The sequence below is a fragment of the Streptomyces sp. AC512_CC834 genome, assembly GCF_019049325.1.
GTDB lineage: Bacteria > Actinomycetota > Actinomycetes > Streptomycetales > Streptomycetaceae > Streptomyces.
Map to the genome: position 1 here is coordinate 1 of NZ_JAGMUO010000096.1, position 2,712 is coordinate 2,712.

The 2,712-nt window shown below is 69.5% G+C and carries 2 protein-coding genes; one reads left to right on the forward strand and one right to left on the reverse strand.

Annotation, left to right across the window (positions count from 1 at the left end; genetic code table 11):
• Positions 1 to 158: 158 nt before the first annotated feature.
• Positions 159 to 1,193, reverse strand: coding sequence for an IS110 family transposase (locus KUM40_RS27500; RefSeq protein ID WP_308401247.1), 1,035 nt, complete (start codon positions 1,191 to 1,193; stop codon positions 159 to 161).
• Positions 1,194 to 1,512: 319 nt separating this feature from the next.
• On the opposite strand from KUM40_RS27500, the gene KUM40_RS27505 reads away from it, so the two are divergent.
• Positions 1,513 to 2,712, forward strand: a 1,200-nt coding sequence (locus tag KUM40_RS27505; protein WP_254395759.1) for an IS110 family transposase, incomplete at its 3' end; no start/stop codon positions are given.

The following is a 2,712-nucleotide window of genomic DNA, read 5'->3' on the forward strand; positions in this document are numbered from 1 at the left end:
GGGTCTGACACTGATGCTGATACTCAGGTTCCGGCGGTCATGGCTCGGGGTCTGACTGACGCCCTGCTGGGTTGTCTTCCTGCTGTTCTGTCTGACCGCCGGAGCCTGTCTCCATGGCTCCGGCCGGGCGGAACATGACCTCATAGCGCCTCTGTGTGTCAAGCGGCCTGAGCGAGGTGGTTCCGTTGATCTCGTTTCATGATCCGGTAGACCACGTTGGACAGGCGTCGCTTGAGGGCCCGGCGGGCCTCCGAAGGGGTCTTCCCCTCACTGATCTTGCGGAGGTAGTAGTCCTGCCCGCGCCCGCCGTCGCGGATCTGGCAGACGGCGATCGTGTGCAGCACCGAGTTCAGCGCGCGGTTGCCACCGGTGTTGAGCCGGTGGCGGACGTTGTTGCCGCTGGAGGCGTCCAGGGGCGCGCTGCCGGTGTAGCTGGCGAAGTGGTGCTCGGTGGGAAACCGGCCGACGTCCCCGATGTGGCCGAGGACCTTCGCGGCCAGCACGGTGCCCAGGCCCGGCAGGGTGGTCAGCGTCGTGCGGGTCGCGGCGACGGCCTCGCGCATTTCGGCTTCATTGTCCTTGACCTGCCGGTCCAGTCTGCGCAGGTCGGCCAGCAGATCACGGGCTATGTCCCGGCGGCAGTTGTCGGTGGCCGTGACCGGCCGGACGCCCTTCATCAAGGCGGCGGCCTTGTCGGCCGACAGGCCGGTGGGGGCTCCGCCGGGCAGGAGATCACGCAGGACGGCGTGGAGCCGGTTGAGGACGCGGGTGCGCTCATGGACCAGGTCGTCCCGCCGCTCGGTCAGCAGTCGCAGGATCGTGGTCTGGTCTTCCTGGACCACGGGCCGCAGGTCAGGGCGGAAGAGGGCAACCTGGGCGACGTGGAGGGCGTCCTTGGCGTCGGTCTTGCGGTCTCCTCCGGTGGCCAGCAGCCGGGCCCGGGCCGACAGAGTGGAGGGCACGTCGATCACGTTCTCGCCCGCGGCGGCCAGCTGCTGGGCGAGGGAGCGGCCCAGGCTGCCGGCGCCCTCGACCGCGAAGCGGCGGTCGGGCCACTGCTCGCACCAGCGCATCAACTGGCGGAAGGTTCCGGCGTTGACGACGAACCGGCGCTGGGCCACCTGGTGGCCGGCGGCGTCGACTGCGACGGCGGTGTGGGACGACTTGTGGGGATCGACACCGATCAGGATCACAGGCTGCTGCCCTTGCACTCGATGAGACAGGAAGGGGAGTGCGGTGGGCACCCTGACTTGAAGTCACCGTGTCACCTTCATGCCTCTGTCGAGCCACACCGCGCGGGTGTCGGCCGGCGGCGGCACGCTATGAGTGAGCCAGCCCGAGGGCGGCAAGGAGCACTGCGGGCCCGTGCCGACCGACACCCTGGACGCTACGGCTGCAGACCGAGCGTCTGGGGTCGATTCAACAAGTCAGGAGCTTGGTCAGAAGCCCCCTCAGTGTCCTGTCTGCGCCGCCCGGCCGGGTGTCACCTCCGGCTGGGAAGGCACCTTCAGCATGACAGCATCCGATGCGGACACGATGCTCGGACAGGACGTGTTCGGCGGCGTCGACTCCCACGCCGACACCGTCCACGTCGCCGTGATCAGCGATAACGGTGGCCAACTCGACGACGCCGAATTCGCCACCACCAGCGCCGGATACGCCGCCGCCCTGGCTTTCCTCTCCGCCCACGGCCGTGTGATCGCTGTCGGTGTCGAGGGCACCTCCTCCTACGGAGCCGGCTTCACCCGCGCCGCCCGCTCCCACGGGCACCACGTGGTCGAGGTCAACCGGCCCGACAAGGCCGAACGCCGCCGCATCGGCAAGTCCGACCCCATCGATGCCTACGCCGCCGCCCGCGCCGCCTTGTCCGGACGCGCCTCCGGCGCCCCCAAGGACGACAGCGTCGCCGGCATCCGCGCCTTGCACAACGCCGCCCGCTCCGCCATCAAGGCCCGCACCGCCGCCCTGAACCAGATCACCCACCTGCTCATCAGCGCGCCCGAGACCATCCGCACGAAATACGGGCAGCTCAAGGGCACTGACCGCACCCAGGCACTGGCCCGGCTGCGGCCGGCCGGCGACACCGTCCACACCGCCATACTCACCGCACTGAAGAGCCTCGCCCGCCGTGTCCAGGAGCTGGCCACCGAGCACGAAACCCTCACCAAGCTCCTGGACGAGCAGGTCACCGACCACAACCCCGGCCTGCGAGCCGCCTACGGCGTCGGCCCCGACACCGCAGCTCAGCTACTGGTCACCGCCGGCGGCAACGGCGACCGCATGCGGACCGAGGCATCCTTCGCCGCCCTCTGCGGCGTCGCCCCGGTCCCCGCCTCCAGCGGCAAAACCCACCGGCACCGCCTCTCCCGCGGCGGCGACCGCGATGCCAACGCCGCCCTCTGCCGCATCGCCCTCGTCCGCATGTCCAGCGATCCCAGGACCAGGGAATACGTCGCACGACAGACCGCCGCCAGCCGCACGAAGAAGGAGATCATCAGGCTCCTCAAGCGAGCCATCGCCCGCGAGATGTTCCACTACCTCACAACCACGGTCACCATCCCCGACACAGCCGACCTCCGCCCCCTGCGGCAAGCCAAGAACATCACCCTCACCGTCGTCGCCCAGCACTTCCGCGTCTGGCCCACAACCATCTCCAGACTCGAACGAGGGCTCACCCGCGACGACGATCTGGCCCACGCCTACCGCGACTGG